The organism is Labrys sp. KB_33_2 (genome assembly GCF_052114505.1).
Lineage (GTDB): Bacteria > Pseudomonadota > Alphaproteobacteria > Rhizobiales > Labraceae > Labrys.
In genome coordinates this window covers 54,939-79,219 of the sequence record NZ_JBFREW010000022.1, presented here as the reverse complement: position 1 = coordinate 79,219, position 24,281 = coordinate 54,939, and the positions used below count along the sequence as shown (strand labels likewise).

Genomic DNA, 24,281 nt, shown 5'->3' with positions numbered 1-24,281 from the left:
AGCGACGCAATGACGGTGCTTGATCAGTCAAGCTTCACTATCGTTCGGCCGTTCGACCTTTCGGGCTGGGGCCGTTCACGCCGCCAAGGGCGCGCGCACGGCCCAGCGCTCTTTCTGCTCGTCCTGGCCGATCAAGGCGAGGCCGTAGGCGATCGACTCGAACTGGTCGGTGGAGACCAGGCGCTCTTCGCCGAAGCGCTCGGCGAAGAGCTTGCGGATGGCCGGCACGAAGGAAGTGCCCCCCGTGAGGAAGACGCGCTCGATTTCCTCGGCCCGGGTGTTGGCGCGTTTGAGCCCTTCGTCCAGGCTGGCCTCGATGCGGGCGACGTCGGCGGCGATCCAGCGCTCGAAATCGCGGCGCTTCAGCGGAGCCGTAATCTCGATGTCGCCGCCGGCGAAGCGGAATTCGGTCTCGTCCTGGCTTGATAACGCGATTTTGGCCTTGGATACCGCGCTGTAGAGCGAGAAGCCCATGTCGAACTCGATGATCTCGATGAATTTTTCGAGCTTTTCCGGTTCGACCGCGACTTTGACCAGGTCCTGCAAGCCCTTGAGATCGCCATTGGTCTTCATCATGGCGAGCTGATGCCAGCGCGCGAGATTGGCGTAATAGTGATTGGGGATCGACAGCTCCTTGTCGAAGGAGCGGAAGCGCCCGCCCTTGCCCAGGCGCGGCGAGACGATGCGATCGACGATCGAATAGTCAAAGGCGTCCCCGGCAATGCCGACGCCGGAATGGCCGAGCGGCTCGGCCTTCAACTGGCCGGCGGCCTGCTCGAAGCGCATGACCGAAAAGTCGCTGGTGCCGCCGCCGAAATCGGCGACCAGCACGGTCGCATCGCGCTTGAGCTGGCGGGCATAGAAGAAGGCCGCGCCCACCGGTTCATAGACATAGGTGGGATTGACGACGCCGAGGCGCTCGAAGGCGGTCTGATAGCGCTGCATCGCCAGATCGTCATCGGGCTGGCGGCCGGCAAAGGTCACGGGACGGCCGATGACAAGGTTGGCCGCCGACAGGTCGAGCTTCCCGTCCCCATGCTTGACCAGCGTGTTAAGGAAGGTCGCCAGCAGATCCTCGAAACGATAGCGCTCGCGGAAGATACGGGTCTCCTGGAAGGTGGCGCTGGCGGCAAAGCTCTTGAAGGATTGGATGAAGCGCAGGGCGCTCGTCGCCTCCACGAATTGCTCGATGGCCCAGGGCCCGCCCTCGACGCGAATCGTGGACTTACCGGGGCGGCGTTCGTCCCAAAAGCACAGGGCCGTGACGAAATGGTTCAGGCCCTGGCCGCCATGCTCGAAGTTCAGCGCCTCGGTGCGACCGTCGGCATGGGCAAAGGCGACCACCGTGTTGCTGGTGCCGAAGTCGATGCCAATGGAGACAGGGGTGCTCTGTCCCGTTGCTGGGGATTGGGGCGGCATGAGGCCTCCTAAGGCTTTGCGATCTGTCGAGGTCGACAAGAATCGCAAGGACGCGTCGAACCTGAGAGGCAGAGCAGGAAAAGCGTGCAGGATTGAACGCACTTTGCTCTGGCGGTGGGGAAGAGGGCCGGGGGAAATAGCCCAGGAGGCGCGCCAAAGCTAGTGCCGATCCAAAATTTCCTGACTTTGATTTGTCAGACTTGTCAGCAGGCTTGCGCCCGCTACCATGCCGCCAATCATGCGGGAGGAAACGATGGAATTTGCCGGCGAGCGTATCGTGGTAACGGGAGCCACCAAGGGTATCGGGCGGGCTACAGCCAAGCTGCTGGCGGCCCGGGGTGCACAGATCATTGCCATCGGGCGCAGTCAGGACGAGCTCGAAAGCCTGTCCGCCGAGACGGGGGCGGAGATTCATGCCGTCGACCTCGCCGATCCCGAAGCGGTCCGCGCCGTGGCCCGTTCGATCCAGCCCGTCGACCGCCTGGTCAACAATGCCGGCACCACCACACTCGAGCCTTTCCTGGAAACCAGTGTGGAGGCCTTCCAGGAACTGATGTCGGTGAATGTGATCGCGGCCATGATCTTCGGCCAGGAATGCGCGCGCAGTATGATCGCCCGGGGCAAGAAGGGGGCGATCGTCAACGTATCCAGCATCTCCTCCTCGATCGGCTTTGCCGATCACGCGGCCTATTGCGCCAGCAAGGGCGCGCTCGACTCGCTGACCACCGTGATGGCAAACGAACTCGGACGCCAAGGCATCCGCGTCAATGCGATCTGCCCGACGGTGATCCTCACGCCCATGGCGGTGAAGGCCTGGAGCGACCCTGCCAAGGCCGCGCCCATGCTGCAGCGCATCCCGCTGGGACGCTTCTTCGAGCCGGAAGAAGTGGCGGAGACCATCGCCTTTCTTCTCAGCGACAAGGCCTCGATGGTGAACGGGGTCGCCATGCCCGTGGATGGCGGCTTCCTGATCACCTGAGGCGGTCAACCATGGTCCTCCGGCGCGGCCGGGGCATGGTGCCGAAAGGGGGATGCCTGTTTGCGGCATTCCCGATGCGACGACGAGGGCCTGCAACACCAAGTCCGATTCCGAAATCGGATGTGGTGCTGTAGACGCTTCGCTGGAGCGAATATTCAAGGATGTTTGTCATGGCCGATTGGAACCCCTCGCTTTATTTGCGTTTCGAGGATGAGCGCACGCGGCCGGCACGCGACCTGCTCGATCGCGTGCCCCTGGCGGCACCCACCCTTGCGGTCGATTTGGGGTGCGGCCCGGGCAACTCCACCGAACTCCTGGCCAAGCGCTGGCCCGCGGCCGAGGTGATCGGGATCGATACCTCCGAGGCCATGCTGTCGGAAGCGCGCAAGCGCCTGCCTTCGGCTCGCTTCGAACAGGGAGACGTGACGAGCTGGCAAGCAACAAAGCCGCCGGAACTGATCTTCGCCAATGCCGTGATGCAATGGATTCCCGGACATGCAGCTTTGCTGCCGCGCCTGCTGGCCCAAACCGCACCGGGCGGCGTGCTGGCCGTGCAGATGCCCGACAATCTGGCAGAGCCGTCCCACCGCCTGATGCGCGAGACGGCCGCGGACGGCCCCTGGGCGGCCAGGCTCGGCAATGCTTCTCGCATCCGCGAGCGCATCCTGCCCGCCGAGGACTATTATAATCTGTTCGCCGGTCAGGCCTCTTCAATCGATATTTGGCGCACCACCTATTATCACGTGCTCGACGATGCGCCGGCCATCGTGTCCTGGCTGCGGGCGACCGGTCTGCGCGCCTTTCTCGATCCGCTGGATCCCGAGCAGCAGCCTGCCTTTCTGGAAGACTATACGGCGCGCATCGCGAAGGCCTATCCGCCGCGGGCCGACGGCAAGGTGGTGCTGGCCTTTCCGCGCATCTTTATTGTCGTGCAACGCTGATCGCGCTTCTTTGCTCTCATTCCTTGTTTCGGCGCGTCCTTTGGGTTCCCGTCGAGGCCGCCCCATCGCAAAGCGCTCCAGGAGACCTCCATGAAGAATGTTCTTTGTTTCGGCGATTCCAACACGTTCGGCACGCCGCCTCTGGCGAGCCTGGACGAGGCCCGGCGCTACGACGGCAAAACGCGCTGGCCAGGGGTCATGCGCAAGATCCTCGGCCATGCCTGGCACGTGATCGAGGAAGGCCTGCCTGGACGTACCACCATCCGCGACGATCTCATCGAGGGAAGCCACAAGAATGGCCGGCGCTATCTCGCCGCCTGCCTGGAAAGCCATCATCCGCTCGATGTCATCGTATTGATGCTGGGCACCAACGATCTCAAGGCCCGTTTCGGCGCGCCGCCTGAAGACATCGCCGCCGGGGTCGACATTCTCGCCGGCATCATCGCCGGGGCGCCCAATCTCGACCGGCCGCCGGCCAAGCTGCTGATCGCCTGTCCGCCGCCCATCCGTCTCGTCGGTTGCCTCGGATCGCTGTTCGCCGGCGGGGTGGAAAAATCGCAGGCCCTGCCGCCTTTGTACGAGGCTGTCGCGCGCAAGCATGGTGCCGAGTTTCTCGATGTCGGCACGCTGATCGAGGTGAGCCCCATCGATGGCATCCATTACGAAGCCGAGGCACATCGCACGCTGGGACAGGTATTTGCCGAACGAGTCCAGGCGCTGGGAAGCTGATTGCTCACGGCAAATTCGCACGTGACAAAATCATTGGCCGTCGCTATATGCCTGCCATGACCTTTGCATCCGCCCCCACCTTTTATTGGTATTTTGGCTTTCGCAGGCCTCAGGCGGAGGTAGGGGTGCGCTCGATCTGAAGACAGCAACAGATCAGACCCAAACAACCGCCAGCCCGACTGGCGGTTTTTTTATGCCGCCGGCCGGGACCAACCAAAGCCCAAACCGAGACTGGAACCCAGGCCATGTTGAGCACCACCGACGATCTTCGTATCCGTGAAATCAAGGCGTTGACCACGCCGGCTGACGTGATGGGAGAACATCCCCGCACGCTGGAGGCAACCCGCACCGTCGCTCAATCGCGACAGGCCGTGCATGACATCCTGCGTGGCAGCGACGATCGTCTCGCCGTGGTGGTCGGCCCCTGTTCGATCCATGATCCGGTGGCCGCCCTCGATTACGCCGATCGCCTGATGAAGCTGCGCCAGCGCCTGGGTTCCTCGCTGGAAATCATCATGCGGGTCTATTTCGAGAAGCCGCGCACCACGGTGGGATGGAAAGGCCTGATCAACGATCCCGATCTCGATGGCAGCTTCCAGATCGACAAGGGGCTGCGCATCGCCCGCAAGGTGCTGCTCGACGTCAACAATCTCGGTCTGCCGGCAGCCTGCGAATTCCTCGACATGACCACGCCGCAATATATCGCCGACCTCGTCGCCTGGGGCGCCATCGGGGCGCGTACCACCGAGAGCCAGATCCATCGCGAATTGGCCTCGGGCCTGAGCTGCCCGGTCGGTTTCAAGAACGGTACGGACGGCAATGTGCGCATTGCGGTCGATGCAGTGAAATCGGCGTCCCAGCCTCATCACTTCATGGCGGTGACCAAGGATGGCCGCTCCGCCATTGCCTCGACCACCGGCAACGAGGATTGCCACATCATCCTGCGCGGCGGCAAGAGCACCAATTACGATGCGGCGAGCGTCGAGGCGGCCTGCAGCGACGTCGCCAAGTCGGGCCTCTCGCCGGTGGTGATGATCGATGCCAGCCATGCCAACAGCGCCAAGAAGCCGGAGAACCAGCCCCTGGTGCTGGCCGATATCGGCATGCAGCTCGCGGCAGGCGACAACCGCATCATCGGCGTGATGATCGAGAGCAATCTCGTCGCCGGCCGCCAGGACCAGGTGCCCGGCCAGCCGCTGACCTATGGCCAGAGCATCACCGATGGCTGCATCGATTGGGACACCACCGTCGTCGCCCTCGAGCGCCTGGCGCTGGCGGTTGAGCAGCGTCGCATCGCCAACCGCGAAGCGGTGAAGGTCGGGGCGTAAGCGGGGGCGGCTCTTCGGACTCGCCTGGAAACGTAAGCTTGCCGGAGAGGGTAGGCGGGTCTGAGGACCCGCCTACAATTGTCGCCGATTTGACGCGGCCTGCCCTGAACCGGCATGGTCGGGCCGGAACGGAGACGAGGACGTGAGCGAAACGCAGATTATCAAGAAGGCCATCTTCGCCGTCTGGTGGCGGATCGGCATTCCCGTGGCCCTGTTCGTCTTCGCTGTCGGCTGGGCGCTGAACTTCCTGTTCTATGTCGCGCCGATGTTGCAGGTTACAGGCTCGATTTCCCATTATGGTGCAATGCTGATCGCCGGCCTGCTGGGCGGTGACGTCTCGGGCTTTCTGGGAGATGGCGGTCTCATCGGCAATGTGGTGATCGGATTCCTCCGCGCCATTCTCGACAATCTCCCGATGCTGGTCATTCTGGTGCTGCTGACACGCTGGCAGATCCGGCGCCACTTGCCCCGTATCCTGCGTGACTGTGGGCTGGTGAGCGCCGGCGAGGGGGGATGAGGCAAGCCATCGAGCGGCGTTTTTGCGTCGCTGCCGATTCGGTGGCAGACCGAGATTCCCGCGCTGCCAGACGAGGTGAGACCATGCCGGATCTTTCGATCAACACTATCCCCGACATCGCTGTCAGCCCTGTGCTCAAGCGTGCGGGGCGGGTGGTCATGGTCGCCGCAGCCGGGGGAGAGGCTATCGGGGCGGAGAGGCTGGGCGAACTCGTGCTCACGCATGAGGGCATACCGGGAGACCGGCATGCCGGTTTCCTCAGGCCCGCCGATGTCAGGGTGCCCTGGTTCGAGCGCAACGCGCCGATCCAGAACGAACGCCAGGTCTCCATCGTCTCGATGGAGGACCTTGCGGTGATCGCCGACAATCTCGGCGTCGAGCGCGTGGAGCCGGAATGGCTTGGCGCCAACCTCGCCGTGGAAGGCGTGCCGGATTTCTCCTTCCTCCCTCGTGGTACCAGACTGTTCTTTCCCTCGGGCGCCGTGCTGGCGGTGACGGGGCAGAACGATCCCTGCCGCATCGCCGGGGCGGAAGTCGAACGGCATCTGAGCGGGCAGGAGGGGCTTGCGCTGCGTTTTGCCGCCGCGGCCAAGCGCCTGCGCGGCGTGGTCGCCACTGTCGACCGTCCCGGTTCGATCCGGGGTGGCGAAGAGTTCAAGCTGCGTGTCCCCGAGCAGTGGATCTGGCAGGGCTGAGCCGGAAATGGCAAGTGCTGCACTGGTACTTCAGGGCAATTCCGGCCCGGTCGGCGCAAAGCGCAGCAGCGTCACGCCCTGGGGCAGGCTTTCACTGCCGAGCGGTTTCAGCTTGAGCGACAGGCCCGGCTGAAAATAGGGCTTGCCGCCGCCCAGCACGAGGGGATGCTGATAGAGCCGGTATTCGTCGATGAGGCCAGATCGCGCCAGTTCGGCGGCGAGGGTGGGGCCGGCGACGCCGATCTCGCCGTCGCTCTCCGCCTTGAGCGAGCGCACCACCTCCATGGCGTCCGAACTCACCAGCGTCGCATTCGGCCCGACCTCCCGCAGCGTCGTCGAGAAAACGAGCTTAGGCGTCTCGCGCCAGGCGTAGGCAAAATCCATCTCGACCTCGCCGGAGTCCTGTTCGCGCTCGGGGTTGTCCCAATAGCGCATTACCTCATACATGCGCCGCCCATAGAGTGCGACCGACGTCTGCCGCATAAGCCGGTTGAAATGCCGGTGCAGCTCGGCCTGGGGGATGGGCAGGCCAAATTCCTGCTGTGGTGCGGTGACATAGCCATCCAGGGACATCAGCATGGCATAGACGATCGTGGCCATTGGCGCCTCCCTTGTTCTCCGGCCACTATGCCCAAACCAATTGCATAACGCAATCAGTTCGAAGGGGTAGGCGATGATTTCACCAGCTTATCCGCGCAGAAGTCGCCTGTTCACATGATGTCGTCGCTTGCGAAACAAAATTCTTGCGCATTTTGGGAAATGACATAAACATATCTTTATGTGAGAGACGGTGGCGTAGGATGACGAATCTAGCTCCTTTCGAAATGGTGTTGGGCACGCTGAAGGCGTCGGGTGAACCGACGCGCCTTCGCCTGCTGGCCATCCTGGCGGAAGGCGAGCTCAACGTGACCGATCTCACCGAGATCCTCGGGCAATCGCAGCCGCGCATCTCGCGCCACCTCAAGCTTCTAGTTGAAGCCGGCCTGGTGGAGCGCATCCGCGAGGGCGCCTGGGCCTTCTTCCGCCTGGCGGAAGGGACGATGAAATCCGAGATCTTCGCGCAAATCCTTGCCGGCCTTGATCGCAGCGACCGCATTCTTGCCCGCGACCGTTCTCGCCTCGTCGAAGTCAGGCGCAGCCGGGCGGCGGTGGCTGCCGATTATTTCCGCGCCCATGCCGGTGACTGGGATCGCATACGCGCCCTGCATGCCCCCGACGAGGCGGTCGAGGCAGCGTTGCGTGAGGTGGTCGGCAGCCAGCCTATCCAGGCTTTCCTCGACATCGGCACCGGCACCGGGCGCATGCTCGAACTGTTCGCGCCGCTGGCGGTCCGTGCTGTCGGCATCGACGCCAGCGCGGAAATGCTGGTGATCGCCAGGGCCAATCTCGAACGGAACGGCATCCGCAATGCCGTGGTGCGGCAGGGCGATCTCTTCGCGCTTTCGGTCGAGCCGGGCGCCTATGACCTCATCATCGTGCATCAGGTCCTGCATTACCTCGACGATGGCGCCAAGGCCCTGCGCGAGATCGGGCGGGCGCTGCGCCCGGGTGGCCGTCTGGTCATCGTCGATTTCGCCCCACACGAACTCGAATTCATGCGCGAGGATTTCGCGCATCGCCGTCTCGGTTTTGCCCGCGAGACGATCGAGCATTGGCTGGAAGCCGCGCATCTGCGGCCGGATGGCTGGCGCCTGGTGGAAGCGGGCGGGGGGCGCTCGAGCCTCACCGTATCGATTTGGACCGGGCGTGATCCGCGCCGGGTCTCGGACACTATCACTCTTGGTCAGGAGGTCGCGTGATGGCTGGTCACGCCTTGCCCTCACACGGCGGTATTCGGGTTTCCTTCGAGTTCTTCCCGCCGAAGAATTCGGAGATGGAAGCGGCCCTATGGGAGGCGATCGAACGCCTGGCGCCGCTCGATCCCCTGTTCGCTTCGGTGACCTATGGTGCCGGTGGTACCACCCGTGAACGCACGCATGGCACGGTGGCCCGCATGGTGCAGGAAACCGATATCCGCCCGGCTGCACATCTGACCTGTGTCGGCGCAACGCGCGAGGCCATCGACGAGGTGATCCGTGGCTATGCCGAAGCAGGCGTGCGCCACATCGTGGCGCTGCGCGGCGATCCGCCGGCAGGGGTGGGTGCCCGCTACGAACCCCATCCGGGTGGCTATGCCAACTCTGCCGATCTGGTGGCGGGTATCAAGGCGCAGGGCGATTTCGAGGTCTCCGTCTCGGCCTATCCCGAGAAGCACCCCGAAAGCCCGTCGCTCGCCTTCGACATCGACATCCTCAAGGCCAAGGTCGATGCCGGCGCCACGCGTGCCATCACCCAGTTCTTCTTCGACAACGAGCATTATCTGCGCTTTGTCGATCGGGTTCGCGAGGCGGGCATCGATATTCCGATCGTGCCGGGTATCGTGCCGGTGCAGAATTTCAACCAGGTCCGCAACTTCGCCGAGCGCTGCGGGACCGATGTGCCGCGACGCCTTGCCGACCGCTTCGAAGGCTTGGACAATGATGTTGCCACGCGTAAACTCGTGGCCGCCGCGGTCGCCGCCGAACAGGTTTTCGATCTCGTCGATCGCGGGGTCAGCGATTTCCACTTCTACACCATGAACAAGGCCGATCTGGTCTATGCCATCTGCCATCTGCTCGGCCTCAGGCCAAAGGTGGAGAAGGCGGCGGCTTAGCTGGAGCGCGGACTTCCAGTCCGCTTCTCTCGCTTCCTGAAATGGGATCCTCCCAGGAGTGGACGAGGATACCCGCGTTGCCGGCGCCAGTTTCCTACGCGCTAAGTATATTCATGCCGCACCAGCGCGAAACGGTGGCATCGACTGTTTCGCGGACAGGCAGGAGATGGGATGGTGCCGATCCTATGGTGCCGCTACGGGCGATGCCCGTCTCGACAAGATGGCGTCCCGCATCCTCCAGGAGATCGACACGCAGGATCGCTGTCTCATAGCGCTGCCAGCGGCGCTCGCCATCGACCATCAGGGGAGCGCCCTCTTGTATCAAGGTCTGGTGCGGCCAGGTCCGTCGCTCGGCCAGATGCAGGATTGTGCAGCTCTCGAAACTGACGCCGAGTAGAAGCACCCTGGCTTCGAGATCGTAAAGCCTTGCCAGCGGCGAGTTCTCGCCGAAGGGGTCTTCGAGCGGTTGGTCTTGAAGGATCGTCTCAGCCCGTGTGCCCCAGGCCGCCAAGGAACTGGTGGGATGGTTGCTGCGCAGCACACCGGGCCAGGTCCGGAACAATTCGGCGATCCTGCCCATGCCGCGCGCCGGTGTTCGCTTGGGGTCGAAGGCTGGCATCGATTGGCGCACGGGTTCATGCCATGCCTGCGGAATGGGCGGCGCGCCCCAGTGGACAGGATCGGTCAGGTCCGGCGACATCGCCGGCATGAGGAGCGTGCCCTCGGGGGTGATGACGTCGCAAAGCGCCTGGATCACCGCTGTTTCGGCGCCATTGACCCAGCCGAGCGCCTTGAGGGAGCTATGAACGAGCAATGTTCCGCCGGGCGTGACCCCGAGTAGCCGCAGGTCGCTAGCAAGGCTTTCCCTCGTTCGCGGCATGGTGCTTTGCTGGATGATGCTTGCCTCGGTCATGACTTCCTCAGGAACAGGGCGAAGGGCTCACCCCCGCAGCCGTGCCATCATATGGGCATCCGCGAACGCACCGGCCCGGAATGCGTAATTGCGCAGGAGCCCCTCCTGCTTGAAGCCGAACCGTTCGTAAAGGCGTATGGCCTGCAGATTGTCGGCAAAGACCGTCAGTTCGAGACGCTCGATCCTCAGCCAATGATCGGCCGCGTCGATGACTTCCCGCAGCAGCGCGGTGCCGATACCCTTGCCGAGATGGTCGTCATGAACGCCCATTCCAAGACCTGCGGCATGGGCCCGCCGGCCGCCGTAGCGCTCCAGGCCGGCATTTCCCACGATGGTGCTCTCGAGTACGGCGACGAGATTGAGGGCCTCCGGACCGAGCCCTTCCAGCCATCGCCGGGCCAGCTCCGGCCTCTGATAGGGCAGGCGAAGCGTGCCGGCCCTGTAGCCGGGAAGATTGGCGAGTGCGGTTATCGCATCGACATCCTCCAAACGCGTGGCACGTATCGACAATCCCGGCGGTGCAGGCCGTGAATCGAGGGGATGGGATGGGGGCGGGGGCATGGTCGCTCTCCTTTTCGCGAGGAGAGCTGGGCTTCCATGGACCCTGCTCGCCTCGCAGGGTTCATGGGTCGATCGTATCGCGCTTACGGCAATACTCTTCCCGCGCCCCGAGGGAGGTGCGTGGCAAGATGCATGCAGGTCATGCGCTTTATGTTCATGCGCCGACACTAGGCCATTGGCTCGAGAACGGCAAGATGACGAGAATGCACCTCGCAAAAGCACGATCCGCTCAACCCAGCGTGATCGTGGGATTGCTCCTGTCGGCATAGCCGATCGAGATGCTGGCGCCGCAATCGGCCGTGAGCCAACCGGCGAGATGGTTGGCGGCCTCCTCCAGTTCACCCCAGCCATTGGCCTGCACCGTCACCAGCGCCCGCCTTGTTTCCGGCGTGATGGCCGAGCGCATGTCCTGGCGCCAGTTCCATCGGCGGCACAGCACATGCCTGCTGTCGGCGAGCACGACCTCGCCATCCTTGGGCGGATCATTGGGATCCTCGCCTGCCTCCGCGCCCATATCCAGAAAGCTGTCGCCGGGGCGCGAGAAGCGGAAGGCGACGGGCGGGGCGATCTTGTCGAGATCGTCGGCGCCGATGCAGAAGCCGTGCTGCAGTGAGATCGTGTTGTAGATATCGACGAAATTGTTGATGGCGGGCAGTCTGTCGCCCGCCAGCACGCGCTTGATCAGTCGCTCGACCGAGGAACGATAGCTGGTCTTCTTGATGCCGAAGCCCTTATAGGCGCTGCGCCAGGCCGCGACGCCCGGAATGGCGGAAAGTTCCATACCTTCATGCTGGCTGCGGCAGGCTGCCTCCGAGGCGAGGATGGCCGCATCGAGATGGCCCGGTCGTCCCGTGGTGACGGCAAGATCTTCGGCCACGAGGACGGCCACACGGAAGTCGGGAAAGCGTTCGGTGAGTTCGGCAATGGTCAATTGCATTGGCGTCATTCGCTGGTCGGTTTGGCGTGGCGCCGGCATCGGACGGTGATGATGTCACAAAACGAATCATCATGCTTTTGATTGATCTTGCCACGAGGGATCGAACGGATAATGTGAATCCGCGCGGTTCGGCAAGCTTTTGTGCAAGCTGCGCTTTTCGGTTCTGCCGGGATGCATCCCGGCTGCTCAGACTGTGGTGAGGCCGTATGGAAACCGCCAACGCGCCGACTGCGAGCTATGGTATCGAACCCGGATTGCGTTTCGCCCTGCTGCTCGACGGGCGGGGCGGCTGCTGCCAGCTCGACATGGCGCAGGCCCGGGCCTGGAAGCCCGGTGACGGCGTGCTTTGGCTGCATCTGGAGCGCGATCATCCCGCCGCCGCCGACTGGGTCCATGGCAGAGGAGATTTCGATCCTGTCGTCGCAGATGCCCTCCTCGAAGAAGAGTCGCGGCCGCGTGTCGAGCCAATCGACGATGGTCTGCTGATCATTCTACGTGGCGTGTGCGCGACCGCGCCGGAGGAAGTCGAGGAAAAGCCCGCCGATATCGATCTGGTTCCGCTGCATCTGTGGGTCGATGGCGACCGCGTGATCTCGCTGCGCGACAAGGATCATTACATCACGGCTCTGCGTGATATCCGCAAGGCCCTGCACAAGGGCAAGGGGCCGAGCCATGCCGGCGATCTCCTGGCGATGATCGGCGACAAGCTGGTTCGCGACCTCGAGCCGGTGCTTGATGCCATGGACGAGGAGGTCGACGAACTCGACGATCTGATCTTCCAGGGCGATGCCGGCGAGGTGCGTGAGCGCCTGAAGCTACTCAGGCGGCGCGCGGTGCAACTGCGCCGCTATCTTGCCCCCCAGCGCGATGCGCTCAACCGCATGGAGCATGACGACGCTCCCTGGTTGGATGAACGCGACAAGCTGCGCTTGCGTGAGGTGATCGACAAGCTGATGCGATTCATCGAATATCTCGACGCGATCCGGGACCGGACCAGTATCCTGCATGACGATCTTTCCACCGTGATTGGCGAACGTATCGCGCACAATTCCAACCGCCTGGCTGCCCTTGCCGCGCTGCTGCTGCCGCCCAGTGTGGTAGCCGGCCTGTTCGGCATGAATGTCGGTGGTATTCCCGGCGTCGACAAGGGCTGGGCTTTCGCGACCATCGTGGCCTTCGTCACGATCACCTCGATCGTCACGCTATGGGTTCTCAAGCGGATCAACTGGTTGTAATACCGGTCCGCATCGAGACCGACTCTTCCCAGGCAGACCTGTCTGCCTGGGAAAGCGGCCGACAACGTGGATGGACCCTTCCATCTGCCGTATCGAAAAGACCGCCCTTGCAGCTTGATACATCCCTCGCCAACCTTGCCGTTGCCTCGCCCAATCATGGCGAGCGCCTCGACCCGGCGTCGCCACTTCTGCTCGTCCTGCATTATACCGGCATGCCCGACGGTGAACTGGCGCTGGCCCGGCTTTCCGATCCGGCTTCGCAGGTTTCCTGCCATTACCTCGTCGACGAGGGCGGACGGATCATCCAGATGGTGCCCGAGTCCCGCCGGGCCTGGCATGCCGGCCAGGCGAGCTGGGAGGGCGTGACCGATATCAACTCCCACTCCATCGGCATCGAGATCGTCAATCCCGGACACGAATGGGGTTATCGGGATTTTCCGGCTGTGCAGATGATGGCGGTCAAGGCTCTATGCCGCGATATTGTGAACCGCCACGGCATCAGGCCGCACCATGTGCTCGGGCATTCGGACATCGCGCCGCTGCGCAAGACCGATCCTGGTGAGCGTTTCGACTGGGCCGGGCTGGCGCAAGAGGGTATCGGCCTCCATGTGCGCCCCGCCGCCATTCAGGGCGGGCGTTTCTTCTCCGCCGGCGAGGCCGGCCAGCCCATCGAGGCGCTGCAAGCGATGTTCTCGCTCTATGGCTACGGCATCGCGGTGAACGGGGTCTATGATGCGCTCACCGAGGCCGTGGTGACGGCCTTCCAGCGCCATTTCCGCCAGGCCAGGGTGGACGGCGTCTGTGATGCCTCCACCATTGAAACCTTGCGCAGCCTCATCCTGGCCAAGCAGGCACTGGTGTGACTTTTCGCACAGCGCCCCGGCGCTGCCGGCGCTAAGGTCATTGGCGAATGGTTCTCCCATTTCCTCCCAAAGACACAACTCCCGGCGTCCAACCAATCGGTTGGCGCCGGTTTTTCTTTGTTGACGCCGCCGGCGCTTGGCGTCACACAGGCGCGGCTAGCTGGCTGGGCGGCCGCTGTTGCCAGGCTCAAACCTGGGAATGGAGGAAAGTCCGGGCTCCACGGAAATAGGGTGCCGGTTAATGGCCGGCGGGGGCGACCTCAGGGAAAGCGCCACAGAAAGTAAACCGCCTCGGCAGGCTTCTTTGAACTTGCCGGGGTAAGGGTGAAAGGGTGCGGTAAGAGCGCACCGCGCGGCCGGTAACGGCAGCGGCATGGCAAGCCCCACCCGGAGCAAGACCGAATAGGGACGACCGCGGCGGTCTTCGGACGCGCCGAGGCGCATTTCCGCGCCGTCGTCCGGGTTGGTTGCGTTGAGGTCACCGGTGACGGTGGCCCCAGATGAATGGTCGCCACGTCCGCGCGAGCGGGCCATACAGAACCCGGCTTACAGGCCAGCTAGCCTTGCCTTTCAGCGGATGAGCGGTGCGCGGACTTGCAGTCCGCTTTTCGACTTCAAACGCGATGTCTCCAAGAGCGGACATCGCGACATGCAAGCATGTCGCTGAGATCTCCGCGCTCCAATTCGTGCCTTTTCTAGAACCGCTGTTCCAGGCCAGTCGTTCTTGTTTTTGTCACCGAACGCCGCCACATTGCGCCCGAGTGAGTCTCTCGGCGGATATGATTCCGATTCAGGGAGGCGCGACAGTCAGTTGAAATCGTGGGGAATTCGGGAATGGGCCTCTGTGGCGATCCGGCGAACTCCCGCGGACTTCGAACCGGGTAACATCATGGGTATCGTCTGGACCATCCTCATCGGCTTCATCGTTGGCCTGCTTGCGCGTTTCCTCTCGCCGGGGCAGCACAATCCCAGCGGCTTCATCCTTACCACGATACTGGGCGTGGTCGGCGCGGCGCTGGCGACCTGGCTCGGGCAGCAGATCGGGTGGTACACGATCGGCGAAAAGGCGGGCTTCATCGGCGCTGTTGTCGGCGCAGTCATCGTGCTGCTGGTCTGGCGAGCCTTTGCTCGCAGTGCGTGAGAACACCATGGTGTCCCCAGAGCCTTCATGGCCGGGTCCTATCGACAGCTGACCCGACCGTTTCTGGTGCAGATGGATCAGGCCGCCTGATACCCTGACGTCTTTCGATATTGCGCTCGACATGCGGCAATAGAGCATGCCGTCCGGTGCAGGCGCGCCGGCTGTGGCAGTGCAGGAGAATGGACATGGACAAGGATCGTGTCGGAGGGGCCGCAAAGCAGGTCAAAGGCACTATCAAGGAGGCCGTCGGCAAGGTGACGGGCGATGCCAAGACCCAGGCCGAGGGCAAGGCGGAAAAGCTCGCGGGCAAGGTCCAGAGTGCCGTTGGCGGTGCCAAGGATGCGGCGCGCGACGCATTGAAGAAGTGACGAGAGCGGGGAGTGTCCAGGGGCGCTCCCCGCATTGAAGCGGTCATTTACCGGCGCCTGGAAGTGGAGCGCCGTTCCTTTCGCCTCACACCGTTCCGGACTATGGTTCCGTCCGTAAGAGATGGCATGCCGCGCCTCTCGCCGGCAGTGGGAATAGGTCATGGCGAACGAGGTTCCGGATGTGAGCATCCTGCGACGACAGGTGGATCGGCGTCAGCTCCAGGAGATCATTGCGGGGCTGGCCGAAGGCATCTTGTTGATAGACCCTGCGGAGGGGATCGTCTGGGCCAATGAAAGGGCCCTCGACCTGCATGATGCGGGAGAACTGGCGGAGTTGGGCAGGACGCCGGACGAATATCGGCGGAATTATATGCTGAAATACCGCAACAACCATTCGCTGGCTCCCGAGCAATACCCTCTGAATCGCCTGCTGGCCGGCGAAGTTTTCAAGGAACTGGTCGTCGAGGTCGTCAAAGCGGCGCCGCGCGGAAGGAAACAGGGGTGGCGCTGCATCCAACAGCTTCGAGGACTGGTTCTCGTCGATGCGGCCGGTAATCCTGAGTCCTACGTGCTGGTCATCGAGGATCTGACCGAGCGTTTCACCGCGGAGGAGCGCTTCGAGCGGACTTTCGCTGCCAATCCGGCGCCGGCCATCATCTGCCGGATATCGGATCTGCGCTATGTGAAGGTCAATCAGGGCTTCCTGGAAATGACCGGCTACAAGCGCGAGGAGGTTCTCGGCCGCTCGACCTACGAAATCGACGTGTTGGAGAATGCCGGAGTCCGGGAGAGTGCGATCACCTCCTTGCGCGAGGGGCGCACGATTCCACAGACCGAGGCAAGTTTACGCCTGGCCGATGGCGACTCGAAGCTGGTCATCGTCGCTGGCCAGCCGATCGAGATCGGTGAGGAGCCTTGCATGCTCTTCACCTTCATGGATATGGAGCCGCGCAGGCGGGCCGAACAGGCCTTGCGGCAGAGCGAAGAGCGTTTCGCCCGGGCCTTTCGCATGACTCCCGTGCCGACCATCGTGATGGCCCGCAAAGATTTCCACGTGCTGGATGTCAACGAGGCCTTCGCCGTGGTCATGGGCTACGCGCGTGAGGACGTGATCGACAAGCCCATCGCCCTGGTACCGATCTGGTCTTCGAGCGGGTCTAGGCGTCAACTCGAACGTGACATCGAGACCGATGGAGCTTTGCGCAACCGGGATTTGGAGCTGCGCAGCCGGCATGGGGAAGTCCTGGATTGCCTGGTCTCGGCCGAGACCGTCGGCATTCAGGGCCAGGACTGCGTCCTGATCGTCCTGCAGGACATTACCGAACGCAAGCGATCGGAAGTCGAGCTGATGTCCGCCATCGAAGCCGTGATGCAGGATACGTCCTGGTTCAGCCGTACGGTAATCGAGAAGCTGGCCAATCTGCGGGGCGGAGGGACGTCGAACGGGGCCTCCACGGAGCTGGCCGACCTGACCCCGCGGGAGTTGGAAGTACTCGGCCTGCTCTGCCAGGGGCTGACCGATGTCCAAATCGTCAAGGCGTTGAAGCTCACCCGCAATACGGTGCGCAACCACGTCGCCCGCATCTATGGCAAGGCCGGTGTGCACAGCCGGGCCGCCGCCGTGGTGTGGGCGCGCGAGCGCGGATTCACCGGCGCTTCGCAAAAAGCCCGGCCCACCCGTTCAAGCTGAAGCACCTGATGCATCCGCACTAGCAATGCTGACGTATCGGCTTCTATTGCTGCAGGTTTCCCGGCGCTAGCTTGCACCCCTCGGCATGCCGCCACCTCCCCAACGGGATGAGGATGCGGGCCGGTGCCGTTTATGGGAAAGCCAAGATGCATATCCGCTACGGTTTCGATATTGCGATGCAGTTCTCGCAACCGACCACGCTGATCACCGTTCTCGATGTTCACCCCTCACGGCGCGGCGACATCGTGCGCGAGCAGGATCTCTCCACCCTGTCGAACCATCCGACTCAGGCCCACATCGACGTTTTCGGCAATCTGTGCCGGCGCATTCATGTCGAAGATGGTTTCCTGCATCTGCGCTGCGACGGCGTCATCCGCGACAGCGGGGAGCCTGATAAGGCGGTCGAGAGGGCGAAAATCCTGCCCATCATGGCCCTGCCGAAGGAAACGCTGACCTATTTGCATGCCAGCCGTTATTGCGAAACCGATCTCCTGTCCGACTTCGCCTGGGAGCGTTTCGGAGACATAACCGATGGCTGGCAGCGCGTTCAGGCCGTCACGGACTTCGTCCATTCGCATTTGAGCTTTGGCTACGAGCACGCCAGCGCGACGCGTTCGGCCTTGCAGGCCTTCGAGCAGAAGGTTGGCGTGTGCCGGGATTTTGCCCATTTGGCGGTTGCGCTGTGCCGTTGCCTCAACATTCCGGCGCGCTACTGCAATGGTTATCTCGGTGACATCGGGGTGCCTCCCGATCCGGCCGCCATGGATTTCAATGCCTGGTTCCAGGCCTATCTCGGCGGGGAGTGGTATACCTTCGACCCGCGGCACAACCAGCGCCGGATTGGGCGGATCCTCATCGGCTTCGGCCGCGATGCCGCCGACGTCCCGATGATCAGTTCCTTCGGCCGTCACAGCCTGAGCAAGTTCGAGGTTGTGACGGAACGAGTTCCGGACGAACAGGCGGCTGCAACCACGGAGCGGCGGCTGTCACCGTAGCAGCGTCCGGAAAATCGTGATCTGTAAAACGTTTATGGTGCGACGTTCTTATCGAGAATCAGGATGTCGATATTGCGGTCCGGCGCGTAATTGTTGCGCTTGAGCTCGTAGCGGGTGCTGCTGACCTTTTTGGCGCCTTCTGCGCAGAAGGAGACCAGGTTGTCGGGAAAGGCCTTGTCGATCACCAGGCCGAACCGGCCGGCAGGGCCGGACCAGCGGCCATTGCCGACGAAGGTGTAGCCGAAATAGGTCTGCCGGGTTTTGGGCGTCTTCGCGGTCTCGCCTGCCTGTGGCTTGGCTGCCGTCAGGCGCTTGGTCAAGCCGTCGGCCGCACGCAGGAAGCCCTCATTGACGCAATATTTCTTTTGATATTGCGTCAACGACTCGCCGGTCAGGTTGGCGCGGTCGAAATAGAGGCCGGCCGCCGAACCGATGCTCGGCGTGTAGCTGTATTGCAGGATGATCTCCTTGCCGGCTGGTAAAACCTGCTGGCGAACGATCCTGGAGCGCAAGGTCCAGAGCGGGACCCAGTTTTCGCCAGCCTGCTCGATATAGCCCGGCGTACTCAGCTTGGTACGGTCCTCGTTGCTCAAGCGCTTGAGAGCCTCGGCGGTGGAGGCGACGGCGGGCAGCAATGGCACGTTCAGGCTCTTGAGCAGATCGGTGATTTCGCTCTCCTTGCCGCCGTCCGGCGTGAAGAAGGCATGTTGTTCCACGCTCGCCTCGACCGATTTGCCGGCCGCCTTGGCCTGGACATCGAGGAAGTTCGGCGAAGCCGGGTTGGGAATGGCTAAATCCAGGTCCGTTTCGCCGGTCACCTCCGGAAGGGGGAAGGCGACTGTCAGCGTCAGGTCCTGGCCGGCTTTGTTGAGGAAACGATAGGCAGCCCGGACCTGCTTGGCCGAGAGGAAGATGTCCTCCGCCTTCAATTCGAGCTGGTCCGCCGGCTCGATGACCAGCCCGCCGGCATCGAGATTGGCAAGACTCTCCTCGGCCGAAGCACCCGTCACGGGCATGGCGAGGGTCAAGGCTGCAGCGCAATAGAGCGCTTTGGCGGGTCGGGGCATTGGCTGCGAATCTCCACACCGTCGAAACGGTTCGGCGCCGATAGTGCCCGCCTTTGCGGCACTGCGAAAGAGGCAGGGAGCAATGGCAGGATCTCGAGTTCTTATCGAAGTGGTGACGTAACGGAATTTTCAAGGAGTGGAGCTGTCTCCACGAACCCTTCATTAACCTTTCATGGGCGTTAATGGGATAGGAGAAATCTGCCCGATTTGCGGGCCGCTTCCGCCTGTAATTCCTGCCTTTGAGAGTTCGATGTCCGCTTCCTCCGCTCCCGCCAACGATGCCGCCCGGCATGTGCCGGTGATGCTCGCCGAGGTGCTGAAGGCGCTCGAGCCGAAGGCGGGCGAGCGCTTCATCGACGGCACGTTCGGGGCAGGGGGCTATACGCGCGCAGTTCTGGCGGCCGCGCCCGATGTGCAGGTGCTCGCCGTCGATCGCGATCGCAACGCCATCACCGACGGCATGGCCCTGGTTTCCGAGATGCAGGGACGCCTCACTTTGGTCGAGGACCGTTTTTCCCATCTCGACAAGCTCGCGCCCATGCTGGGCGAGGGCGGCGTCGACGGGGTGGTGCTGGATATCGGGGTCTCCTCGATGCAGCTCGACGAGGCCGAGCGCGGCTTTTCCTTTCGCCGCGACGGGCCGCTCGACATGCGCATGTCGCGTGAAGGCTCGCATGCCGGGCCGACCGCCGCCGATCTCGTGGCCGAGCTTCCCGAGGAGGTGCTGGCCCGCATCTTCCAGGTGCTGGGCGAGGAGCGCCGCGCGCGTGCACTGGCGCGCGCCATCGTCACCGATCGGCAGAAGGAGCCGTTCCTCACCACCATGCAACTGGCGGATCTGTGCGGCCGGGTGATCCGCTCCAAGCCCGGCGACATTCATCCGGCGACGCGTGCCTTCCAGGCTCTGCGCATTGCCGTCAATGGCGAGCTCGACGAACTCGGCCGGGCCCTGCTGGCCGCCGAGCGGGCACTCAAGCCCGGCGGACGCCTGGTGGTGGTGACGTTCCATTCGCTCGAAGATCGTATCGTCAAGGCGTTCTTCACCGACCGCACCCGCAGCCAGGCCGGCGGTTCGCGCCATCAGCCCGTGGTGGCGGTACCGCCACCGACCTTCGTTCAGACCCATCGGGGAGCGCTGGCTGCGAGCGAGGCGGAAGCCGAGCTCAATCCCCGCGCCCGCTCCGCCAAGCTGCGCTTCGCCATCCGCAGCGAAGCCCCCGCTCGTGACACCGGCACCAGTTTCCTCGGATTGCCTGAGGTGAGTCTTCAATCCGGGAGAGGCCGTTGACCCGCATTCTCAATCTCATCCTGGTCGGTCTGCTGGTGGCTTCCGCCATCGGCGTCTACTCGATCAAATATGAATCGACCTTGCAGGCCGAGAAGGTCGCCAAGCTGCGCCGGGCCATCGAGACCGAACGTCGCGCCATCGAATCACTCAAAGCCGAATGGGCCTTCATGAGTCAGCCCGACCGTATCGGCGCCCTGGCCAAGCGCCATCTCGACCTCGTGCCGATGAAGGTCGTCCAATCCGTCGATGCCACCGATCTGCCCGAGAAGGCGCGCGAAGGCGATTTGATTGCCGAAAAACTCGAAGGACTCGGCCTGGCCGGGGCGCCGCAAGTGACAGGATCGACCCCATGAGTGAGGGGAACATGAGCGACGGGACCATCGTGGACAACCAGGCCAACGCATCAGCGCCCGAAGCCGGGACGAGCTCGGACGCCGCCAGCCCCGCCAAGACGCCGCGCCGGCGCCTTTCCAAGCTCGAAAAGAGCGGCGGGCGCATCGTGCTGATCGTGGTGGGCTTCGTCTGCATCTATATGGCGATCATGGCGCGGCTCACCCAGTTCGGCACCGCTCCCGACCAGCAATATGACGCACGTCGCTCGGCGGCCGACCAGTTGGCGGCGGCTCGCCCGGATATCCTCGACCGCAACGGCCGGATCCTGGCCACGGACGTGCAGGTGCCCTCGCTCTACGCCGAGCCGAAGAAGATCATCGACGTCGACGAGGCGACCGAGTTGCTGACCGCGCAGATGCCCGAGCTCGACGCACGTGAGCTCAGGACCAAGCTTGCCTCGGGCAAGGGCTTCATCTGGCTCAAGCGCGAGATCACGCCAGAACAGCGCAATCGCATTTATGCGCTCGGCCTGCCCGGCATAGGCTTCATCAACGAAAACAAACGCATCTACCCCAACGGGCCGACGGTGAGCCACGTCTTGGGCGCGGTGAACATCGACAACCAGGGCATAGCTGGCCTGGAGAAATACATCGACAACAAGCGCGGGCTCTCCGAGCTGCAGGCGCTCGGCTATGCCTCGACCTCCGACGCGATGAAGCCGGTGCAGACCTCGATCGATCTGCGCGCCCAGGCGGTGATGCGTGACGAGCTCATCGCCGGCATGGAGCATTTCAAGGCCAAGGCAGCGGGCGGCGTCATCATGGACGTGACCACCGGCGAGATGATCTCACTGGTGTCATTGCCGGACTTCGATCCCAACAATCCGGCCGATGCCCTCGATCCCAACAGGATCAACCGTATCAATGTCGGCACCTATGAAATGGGTTCGACCTTCAAGGCGCTGACCCTGGCCATGGCGCTCGAATCGGGCCGGTTCACCACCAATTCCATGCTGGATGCCCGGGCCGGCAGCGTCACCATCGGGCGTTGGACCATCCGCGACTACCATCCGCAGCGCCGCATGCTGAGCCTGCCGGAGGTGTTCACCTATTCGTCGAATATCGGCGTCATCCGCATGGCGCTCGGCCTGGGCGTGCCTGCCCACCAGGCCTTCCTGCGTCAGATGGGTCAGCTCGATCGCCTGGTGACGGAGCTGCCCGAAAATGCCGCGCCGATCCTGCCGCGTCGCTGGGGCACTCTGAACTCCGCCACCATTGCCTTCGGCCAAGGCATCACCGTTGCACCCCTGCAGGCCGTCATGGCGGTTGGCGCAATGATGAACGGCGGCCATCTGATGAAGCCGACCTTCATCAAGCGCGACGAGGACGAGGCTCTGGCCCTGTCCAAGCCGGTGCTCAAGCCCCACACCTCCGACGTGATGCGCTACATCATGCGCCTCAACGCCACCAATGGCTCGGCCAAGAAGGTCGACATTTTCGGCTATCAGGTTGGCGGCAAGACCGGCACGGCCGAAAAGCTGATCGGCGGGCGCTACAACAAGAACCTGAACTTCACCACCTTCATGGCGGTGTTTCCCTTCGACAAGCCGAAATATCTGATCACCGTTCTCTACGACGAGCCCAAGGGCCTGCCCGAGACCTATGGATATTCCACGGCTGCCTGGAACGCCGGCGTCACCACCGGCAAGATCCTGGAGCGCGTCGGCCCGCTCCTCGGCGTCAAACCCCGCTTCATGGAGGTTCCCAATCCGGTTCCGCCGCTCAACGCCCCGAGGGACCAGTTGAACCAGAGCATGGCCTGGCTGGCGGCCCGATAAGATCATCCAATGGGCGGGTCCGACGACCCGCCCATTGCAGTTTGCGGCAATGCATGGCCGGGATGCATCGATCGGCCATTGAAACTGCATTGCCATTGCTCTTAGGCACTCTAATAAAGCCGCCGATTCCGAATCGTCGAAAACCAGGACATTCATGACCAAACGCCTCGCCGACATCGTTTCCGAAGGCTCCCTGGCCGCCGATGCCCGTGCGCTCGAGGTCACGGGCGTCACCGCCGATTCCCGCGCCGTGAAGCCGGGTTTCGTCTTCGTCGCCATTCCCGGTACGAAGAGCGATGGCGCGGCCTATGTCCCGCAGGCCATTGCCGCCGGTGCGGTGGCTGTTGTCTCCGAAGCCCCGCTCGACGTGCCTGCGTCAGTCGCCCAGATCAAGGTCGGCAATGCCCGCAAGGCGCTGAGCGAGATCGCGGCGGCCTTCTATGACCGCCAACCGGCAACCATCATTGCCGTCACCGGTACCAGTGGCAAGACCTCGGTCGCCGCTTTCGTTCGCCAGATCTGGGCGATATCAGGGTATCAATCGGCGTCCATCGGCACCGTCGGCGTCGTGGCGCCCTGGGGCGAGACCTATGGATCCCTCACCACACCGGATCCGGTCGAGCTGCACCGTCTGATCGACGAACTGGCGGGCAGGGGCATCACCCATCTCGCCATGGAGGCTTCCTCGCACGGCCTCGACCAGTTCCGGCTTGATGGCGTGCGCCTGGCAGCCGGCGGCTTCACCAATCTGTCGCGCGATCATCTCGACTATCATGCGAGCTTCGAGGCCTATCTCGAGGCGAAGCTGCGGCTGTTCCGCGATCTCCTGCCCGATGGCGCCGGGGCGGTCGTGGCGGCCGACCATGCCGAGGCCGCCGCCGTATTGGCCGCGGCGCGCCGGAAGGGCCTGCATGTTCTCGGTGTCGGCGAGGCGGGTGACGGCATCCGCCTGAAATCGGTTGATATCGAAGGCTTCATCCAGCATCTGGAACTCGACTATCGGGGCCGGGCCTATCGGGTGCGGCTGCCGCTCGCGGGGCGCTTCCAGGTGGAGAATGCTCTCGTCGCCGCCGGCCTGTGCCTCCTGACCGGCGGGGAGCCGGATGCCGTCTTCGCTGCTCTCGAGCACCTTCAGGGTGCCAAGGGACGCCTCGACCTTGTCGGCACCGTCGAGGGGGCACCGGTGCTCGTCGACTATGCCCATAAGCCCGATGCGCTCGAAAAGGCGCTGGAGGCCTTGCGTCCCTTCGTGCAGGGCAAGCTGGTGGTGATCTTCGGCTGCGGCGGCGATCGCGATGCCGGCAAACGCCCGATCATGGGTGAGATCGCCACTCGGCTGGCCGACAAGGTCATCGTCACAGATGACAATCCCCGCAGCGAGGATCCCGCCACGATCCGCGCGGCGATCATGGCGGCAGCGCCAGGCGCGATCGAAATCGGTGACCGGCACCTGGCGATCGAGACAGCGATTGTGGAGCTGGGGCGCGGGGATGTGCTGCTGATCGCCGGCAAGGGACACGAACCAGGCCAGATCGTCGGCAAGACGGTGCTCCCCTTCTCCGATCACGATGTCGCCCGCGAGGCGATCGCCGCGAGGGCCGGGTGATGGCCATCCTTCGGAGCGCGGACATCCTGTCCGCTCTTGGAAACGCCGCGGTTAGCGAGCTAGGAAGAGCGGACAGGATGTCCGCGCTCCAGGAAGAATCAAGCCTTTCGCAGGCTGCTCTATTGTTTCGACGCATTTTTTCAAAAA

At 63.4% G+C, this 24,281-nt stretch carries 24 protein-coding genes and 1 other RNA gene; 19 read left to right on the top strand and 6 right to left on the bottom strand.

Annotation, left to right across the window (positions count from 1 at the left end; translation table 11 throughout):
- Nucleotides 1-75: 75 nt before the first annotated feature.
- Entirely contained in the window at nucleotides 76-1,419 is a 1,344-nt protein-coding gene (locus AB4037_RS30190) for an Hsp70 family protein (protein WP_441774018.1), read from the bottom strand.
- A gap of 253 nt (nucleotides 1,420-1,672) precedes the next feature.
- Between AB4037_RS30190 and AB4037_RS30185 the strand changes: the two genes are divergently transcribed.
- The 6 genes from AB4037_RS30185 (at nucleotide 1,673) to AB4037_RS30160 (ending at nucleotide 6,608) form a co-directional block, all read left to right on the top strand.
- Complete coding sequence (locus AB4037_RS30185) at nucleotides 1,673-2,398, top strand: SDR family oxidoreductase (RefSeq protein ID WP_441774017.1); 726 nt, start codon at nucleotides 1,673-1,675, stop codon at nucleotides 2,396-2,398.
- Nucleotides 2,399-2,568: 170 nt separating this feature from the next.
- A complete protein-coding gene (gene tam, locus AB4037_RS30180) occupies nucleotides 2,569-3,339 on the top strand; it encodes a trans-aconitate 2-methyltransferase (protein ID WP_441774016.1) in 771 nt (256 codons plus the stop codon).
- Between the two features lie 90 nt (nucleotides 3,340-3,429).
- On the top strand, nucleotides 3,430-4,068 hold the full coding sequence (locus AB4037_RS30175) for an SGNH/GDSL hydrolase family protein (RefSeq protein WP_441774015.1): 639 nt from the start codon (nucleotides 3,430-3,432) through the stop codon (nucleotides 4,066-4,068).
- A gap of 245 nt (nucleotides 4,069-4,313) precedes the next feature.
- A complete protein-coding gene (locus AB4037_RS30170) occupies nucleotides 4,314-5,396 on the top strand; it encodes a 3-deoxy-7-phosphoheptulonate synthase (RefSeq protein ID WP_434955716.1) in 1,083 nt (360 codons plus the stop codon).
- 142 nt (nucleotides 5,397-5,538) lie between these two features.
- Nucleotides 5,539-5,913, top strand: coding sequence for a hypothetical protein (locus AB4037_RS30165; protein ID WP_434955717.1), 375 nt, complete (start codon nucleotides 5,539-5,541; stop codon nucleotides 5,911-5,913).
- Nucleotides 5,914-5,996: 83 nt separating this feature from the next.
- Nucleotides 5,997-6,608, top strand: a complete 612-nt coding sequence (locus AB4037_RS30160; RefSeq protein WP_441774014.1) for an MOSC domain-containing protein — start codon at nucleotides 5,997-5,999, stop codon at nucleotides 6,606-6,608.
- A 30-nt stretch (nucleotides 6,609-6,638) separates the two neighbouring features.
- Here AB4037_RS30160 and AB4037_RS30155 read toward each other — a convergent pair whose 3' ends face one another.
- Nucleotides 6,639-7,208, bottom strand: a complete 570-nt coding sequence (locus AB4037_RS30155) for a dihydrofolate reductase family protein (RefSeq protein ID WP_441774013.1) — start codon at nucleotides 7,206-7,208, stop codon at nucleotides 6,639-6,641.
- A gap of 200 nt (nucleotides 7,209-7,408) precedes the next feature.
- Here AB4037_RS30155 and AB4037_RS30150 point away from each other — a divergent pair, with 200 nt between their 5' ends.
- Together AB4037_RS30150 and metF are read left to right on the top strand one after the other, a co-directional pair.
- Nucleotides 7,409-8,407, top strand: coding sequence for an ArsR/SmtB family transcription factor (locus tag AB4037_RS30150; RefSeq protein ID WP_441774012.1), 999 nt, complete (start codon nucleotides 7,409-7,411; stop codon nucleotides 8,405-8,407).
- Nucleotides 8,407-9,300 carry a methylenetetrahydrofolate reductase [NAD(P)H] gene (gene metF, locus AB4037_RS30145; RefSeq protein WP_441774011.1) on the top strand — a complete coding sequence of 298 codons (894 nt, stop codon included), beginning with the start codon at nucleotides 8,407-8,409 and terminating at the stop codon, nucleotides 9,298-9,300. The genes AB4037_RS30150 and metF overlap by 1 nt, the downstream gene beginning before the upstream one ends.
- 94 nt (nucleotides 9,301-9,394) lie before the next feature.
- Here the strand turns inward: metF and AB4037_RS30140 are convergent, their stop codons facing one another.
- The 3 genes from AB4037_RS30140 to AB4037_RS30130 form a co-directional block, all read right to left on the bottom strand.
- Nucleotides 9,395-10,213 carry an aminoglycoside N(3)-acetyltransferase gene (locus AB4037_RS30140; RefSeq protein ID WP_441774010.1) on the bottom strand — a complete coding sequence of 273 codons (819 nt, stop codon included), beginning with the start codon at nucleotides 10,211-10,213 and terminating at the stop codon, nucleotides 9,395-9,397.
- 27 nt (nucleotides 10,214-10,240) lie between these two features.
- Nucleotides 10,241-10,774, bottom strand: a complete 534-nt coding sequence (locus AB4037_RS30135; RefSeq protein ID WP_441774009.1) for a GNAT family N-acetyltransferase — start codon at nucleotides 10,772-10,774, stop codon at nucleotides 10,241-10,243.
- Nucleotides 10,775-11,003: 229 nt separating this feature from the next.
- Nucleotides 11,004-11,711 (bottom strand): B3/B4 domain-containing protein, encoded by a 708-nt coding sequence (locus tag AB4037_RS30130; protein WP_441774008.1) that lies wholly within the window; start codon nucleotides 11,709-11,711, stop codon nucleotides 11,004-11,006.
- Between the two features lie 206 nt (nucleotides 11,712-11,917).
- On the opposite strand from AB4037_RS30130, the gene AB4037_RS30125 reads away from it, so the two are divergent.
- The 7 genes from AB4037_RS30125 (at nucleotide 11,918) to AB4037_RS30095 (ending at nucleotide 18,003) form a co-directional block, all read left to right on the top strand.
- Entirely contained in the window at nucleotides 11,918-12,946 is a 1,029-nt protein-coding gene (locus AB4037_RS30125; protein WP_434955725.1) for a CorA family divalent cation transporter, read from the top strand.
- Between the two features lie 107 nt (nucleotides 12,947-13,053).
- Complete coding sequence (locus AB4037_RS30120) at nucleotides 13,054-13,809, top strand: N-acetylmuramoyl-L-alanine amidase (protein ID WP_441774007.1); 756 nt, start codon at nucleotides 13,054-13,056, stop codon at nucleotides 13,807-13,809.
- 156 nt (nucleotides 13,810-13,965) lie between these two features.
- Nucleotides 13,966-14,374, top strand: an RNA gene (gene rnpB, locus AB4037_RS30115) — RNase P RNA component class A.
- Nucleotides 14,375-14,698: 324 nt separating this feature from the next.
- Nucleotides 14,699-14,950: a GlsB/YeaQ/YmgE family stress response membrane protein gene (locus AB4037_RS30110; protein ID WP_434955727.1), complete on the top strand. Its 252-nt coding sequence runs from the start codon at nucleotides 14,699-14,701 to the stop codon at nucleotides 14,948-14,950.
- A gap of 185 nt (nucleotides 14,951-15,135) precedes the next feature.
- The gene (locus AB4037_RS30105; RefSeq protein ID WP_434955728.1) at nucleotides 15,136-15,318 is read left to right on the top strand and encodes a CsbD family protein; all 183 of its coding nucleotides are present in this window, start codon (nucleotides 15,136-15,138) and stop codon (nucleotides 15,316-15,318) included.
- Between the two features lie 160 nt (nucleotides 15,319-15,478).
- Nucleotides 15,479-17,008 carry a PAS domain S-box protein gene (locus tag AB4037_RS30100; protein ID WP_441774006.1) on the top strand — a complete coding sequence of 510 codons (1,530 nt, stop codon included), beginning with the start codon at nucleotides 15,479-15,481 and terminating at the stop codon, nucleotides 17,006-17,008.
- Nucleotides 17,009-17,154: 146 nt separating this feature from the next.
- Nucleotides 17,155-18,003, top strand: a complete 849-nt coding sequence (locus AB4037_RS30095) for a transglutaminase-like domain-containing protein (RefSeq protein WP_441774005.1) — start codon at nucleotides 17,155-17,157, stop codon at nucleotides 18,001-18,003.
- Between the two features lie 32 nt (nucleotides 18,004-18,035).
- Here AB4037_RS30095 and AB4037_RS30090 read toward each other — a convergent pair whose 3' ends face one another.
- Nucleotides 18,036-19,070 carry a DUF4424 family protein gene (locus AB4037_RS30090; protein WP_441774004.1) on the bottom strand — a complete coding sequence of 345 codons (1,035 nt, stop codon included), beginning with the start codon at nucleotides 19,068-19,070 and terminating at the stop codon, nucleotides 18,036-18,038.
- Nucleotides 19,071-19,320: 250 nt separating this feature from the next.
- On the opposite strand from AB4037_RS30090, the gene rsmH reads away from it, so the two are divergent.
- The 4 genes from rsmH to AB4037_RS30070 all read left to right on the top strand — a co-directional run bounded on the left by rsmH (nucleotide 19,321) and on the right by AB4037_RS30070 (nucleotide 24,134).
- Nucleotides 19,321-20,358, top strand: coding sequence for a 16S rRNA (cytosine(1402)-N(4))-methyltransferase RsmH (rsmH, locus tag AB4037_RS30085; RefSeq protein WP_441774003.1), 1,038 nt, complete (start codon nucleotides 19,321-19,323; stop codon nucleotides 20,356-20,358).
- Nucleotides 20,355-20,711, top strand: coding sequence for a cell division protein FtsL (gene ftsL, locus AB4037_RS30080; RefSeq protein ID WP_434955733.1), 357 nt, complete (start codon nucleotides 20,355-20,357; stop codon nucleotides 20,709-20,711). The genes rsmH and ftsL overlap by 4 nt, the downstream gene beginning before the upstream one ends.
- An 11-nt stretch (nucleotides 20,712-20,722) precedes the next feature.
- Nucleotides 20,723-22,528: a peptidoglycan D,D-transpeptidase FtsI family protein gene (locus AB4037_RS30075; RefSeq protein WP_441774002.1), complete on the top strand. Its 1,806-nt coding sequence runs from the start codon at nucleotides 20,723-20,725 to the stop codon at nucleotides 22,526-22,528.
- Between the two features lie 154 nt (nucleotides 22,529-22,682).
- Nucleotides 22,683-24,134 (top strand): UDP-N-acetylmuramoyl-L-alanyl-D-glutamate--2,6-diaminopimelate ligase, encoded by a 1,452-nt coding sequence (locus AB4037_RS30070; RefSeq protein ID WP_441774001.1) that lies wholly within the window; start codon nucleotides 22,683-22,685, stop codon nucleotides 24,132-24,134.
- Nucleotides 24,135-24,281: the final 147 nt, after the last annotated feature.

Coding starts and splice junctions, on each gene's coding strand:
- AB4037_RS30135 (WP_441774009.1), bottom strand. CDS start 10,774: ATGCCCCCGCCCCCATCCCATCCCCTCGATTCACGGCCTGCACCGCCG.
- tam (WP_441774016.1), top strand. CDS start 2,569: ATGGCCGATTGGAACCCCTCGCTTTATTTGCGTTTCGAGGATGAGCGC.
- AB4037_RS30105 (WP_434955728.1), top strand. CDS start 15,136: ATGGACAAGGATCGTGTCGGAGGGGCCGCAAAGCAGGTCAAAGGCACT.
- AB4037_RS30170 (WP_434955716.1), top strand. CDS start 4,314: ATGTTGAGCACCACCGACGATCTTCGTATCCGTGAAATCAAGGCGTTG.
- AB4037_RS30155 (WP_441774013.1), bottom strand. CDS start 7,208: ATGGCCACGATCGTCTATGCCATGCTGATGTCCCTGGATGGCTATGTC.
- AB4037_RS30075 (WP_441774002.1), top strand. CDS start 20,723: ATGAGCGACGGGACCATCGTGGACAACCAGGCCAACGCATCAGCGCCC.
- AB4037_RS30100 (WP_441774006.1), top strand. CDS start 15,479: ATGGCGAACGAGGTTCCGGATGTGAGCATCCTGCGACGACAGGTGGAT.
- metF (WP_441774011.1), top strand. CDS start 8,407: ATGGCTGGTCACGCCTTGCCCTCACACGGCGGTATTCGGGTTTCCTTC.
- AB4037_RS30160 (WP_441774014.1), top strand. CDS start 5,997: ATGCCGGATCTTTCGATCAACACTATCCCCGACATCGCTGTCAGCCCT.
- AB4037_RS30140 (WP_441774010.1), bottom strand. CDS start 10,213: ATGACCGAGGCAAGCATCATCCAGCAAAGCACCATGCCGCGAACGAGG.
- AB4037_RS30175 (WP_441774015.1), top strand. CDS start 3,430: ATGAAGAATGTTCTTTGTTTCGGCGATTCCAACACGTTCGGCACGCCG.
- AB4037_RS30185 (WP_441774017.1), top strand. CDS start 1,673: ATGGAATTTGCCGGCGAGCGTATCGTGGTAACGGGAGCCACCAAGGGT.
- AB4037_RS30090 (WP_441774004.1), bottom strand. CDS start 19,070: ATGCCCCGACCCGCCAAAGCGCTCTATTGCGCTGCAGCCTTGACCCTC.
- AB4037_RS30130 (WP_441774008.1), bottom strand. CDS start 11,711: ATGCAATTGACCATTGCCGAACTCACCGAACGCTTTCCCGACTTCCGT.
- rsmH (WP_441774003.1), top strand. CDS start 19,321: ATGTCCGCTTCCTCCGCTCCCGCCAACGATGCCGCCCGGCATGTGCCG.
- AB4037_RS30110 (WP_434955727.1), top strand. CDS start 14,699: ATGGGTATCGTCTGGACCATCCTCATCGGCTTCATCGTTGGCCTGCTT.
- AB4037_RS30190 (WP_441774018.1), bottom strand. CDS start 1,419: ATGCCGCCCCAATCCCCAGCAACGGGACAGAGCACCCCTGTCTCCATT.
- AB4037_RS30150 (WP_441774012.1), top strand. CDS start 7,409: ATGACGAATCTAGCTCCTTTCGAAATGGTGTTGGGCACGCTGAAGGCG.
- AB4037_RS30125 (WP_434955725.1), top strand. CDS start 11,918: ATGGAAACCGCCAACGCGCCGACTGCGAGCTATGGTATCGAACCCGGA.
- AB4037_RS30070 (WP_441774001.1), top strand. CDS start 22,683: ATGACCAAACGCCTCGCCGACATCGTTTCCGAAGGCTCCCTGGCCGCC.
- AB4037_RS30095 (WP_441774005.1), top strand. CDS start 17,155: ATGCATATCCGCTACGGTTTCGATATTGCGATGCAGTTCTCGCAACCG.